Source organism: Asaia sp. SF2.1 (genome assembly GCF_000505765.1).
Taxonomy (GTDB): Bacteria; Pseudomonadota; Alphaproteobacteria; order Acetobacterales; family Acetobacteraceae; genus Asaia; species Asaia bogorensis.
Genome location: NZ_AYXS01000004.1, coordinates 39,629 through 41,239, shown reverse-complemented (window position 1 = coordinate 41,239; position 1,611 = coordinate 39,629). Strand labels below are relative to the sequence as shown.

At 62.3% G+C, this 1,611-nt stretch carries 2 protein-coding genes and 1 riboswitch; both genes read right to left on the bottom strand.

Translation table 11 applies throughout. The features are described from left to right. The coding region (gcvH, locus tag P792_RS24015) for a glycine cleavage system protein GcvH (protein WP_023977828.1) at positions 1-308 on the bottom strand (308 nt) is incomplete at its 3' end. A gap of 27 nt (positions 309-335) precedes the next feature. Continuing rightward, positions 336-1,469: a glycine cleavage system aminomethyltransferase GcvT gene (gene gcvT, locus P792_RS24010; protein WP_023977827.1), complete on the bottom strand. Its 1,134-nt coding sequence runs from the start codon at positions 1,467-1,469 to the stop codon at positions 336-338. Between the two features lie 36 nt (positions 1,470-1,505). Further along, positions 1,506-1,589, bottom strand: a riboswitch (glycine riboswitch). Between the last annotated feature and the right edge of the window lie 22 nt (positions 1,590-1,611).

Below are 1,611 nucleotides of genomic sequence, written 5' to 3'. Positions count from 1 at the left end.
CTCACGCGCAGCTTGAAGATCCAGCCCTCGCCTTCCGGATCGGTACCGACCAGCGTCGGCTCGTCTGAAAGACGGGTGTTGAACCCGGCCAGAACGCCGCTTACCGGGGCATAAATATCCGAGGCGGCCTTGACGGATTCGACAACGGCGGCAGGCTCACCCTGCGGCACTTCGGTGCCTTCGTCCTTGGCTTCCACAAAAACCAGCTCGCCGAGTTCGTCGGAAGCATGAGCCGTGATGCCGACCGTGGCGATATCGCCTTCGAGACGGATCCATTCATGGGACGGGGTGTAGTAGGTGGTGCTCATTGATCGCGTTCTCTCAGTTGACGGTTTTCAGCGTTTGAAGCCAGGCGGGACGAAAGGCAGGGCGCGCACCTGAACCGGCACGAACTTGCCACGCAGGGCGCCGTAAAGCGTGGTGCCGAGGCTGGCATGAGCCGTCTCGACATAACCCATCGCCACAGGGGCGTTGATGCTGGGGCCAAAAGCACCGGAGGTGACGACACCCACCTTCTGCGTGCCTGCCTCGTCGGCAAATAGTTCTGTGCCAGCGCGAACGGGCGCACGCCCTTCCGCTGCCAGTCCCACGCGCAGGCGGGAAACACCCTCACGTGCCTGCTTCATGATGATGTCAGCGCCCGGATAGCCCCCTGCACGGGCCCCGCCTTCGCGGCGGGCCTTCTGCATGGCCCAGCCAAGGGCAGCTTCAACGGGTGTGGTGGTTTCATCCAGATCATTGCCGTACAGGCACAGACCGGATTCGAGACGCAGGCTGTCACGCGCACCAAGCCCGATGGGCAGAACGCGCTCATCTGCCAGAAGCGCACGGGCAATCTGCTCGGCATGCTCGGCCGGGATGCCGATCTCATAGCCATCCTCACCCGTGTAACCCGAGCGGGTCAGGGTGCAGGCAACGCCATCGATGTCAGCCTCGATCGCATCCATGAACCGCATCTCAGCGGCTTCGGGGCAGAGATCCTGAAGAACGTTGACAGCCTCGGGGCCCTGAAGCGCCAGAAGGGCGCGGTCATCGAGCTTCTCGATCACCACCCGATCCCCAAGGGCTGCTTCCATCAACGCGGTATCAGCAGCCTTGCAGGAGGCGTTGACCACCACGAACAGCCAGTCACCCATATTGGCGACCATCAGATCGTCGCGGATACCGCCGGCATCGTTGGTGAGAAAACCATAGCGCTGGCGGTTGGCACCCAGACCGGCCAGATCGACCGGAATCAGGCTCTCAAGCGCGAGGGCGGCATCGTGCAGCGTTCCCTGCTTTGGTGTGATACGCAGCTGCCCCATATGGGAGACATCGAACAGCCCCGCGCTTTTGCGCGTATGCAGGTGCTCTGCCATGAGCCCGGCCGGGTATTGCAGGGGCATGGAATAGCCTGCGAACGGCACCATACGGGCGCCAAGTTCGATATGCAGGTCATTGAGCGGCGTGAAACAGAGCGCGTCGGACAACGGGCGGAATCCCCCAAGGCAGAAAACGAAAAAATCGTCGCCCCTTCTGTCGCCTTTGCCTGAGATCGCTATCCCGTCGGCGGACACCCCACAGGGATGCCTCTCTCCAGAAGTTCCAGCCGATCGCGGTCCTTTTGCCTGA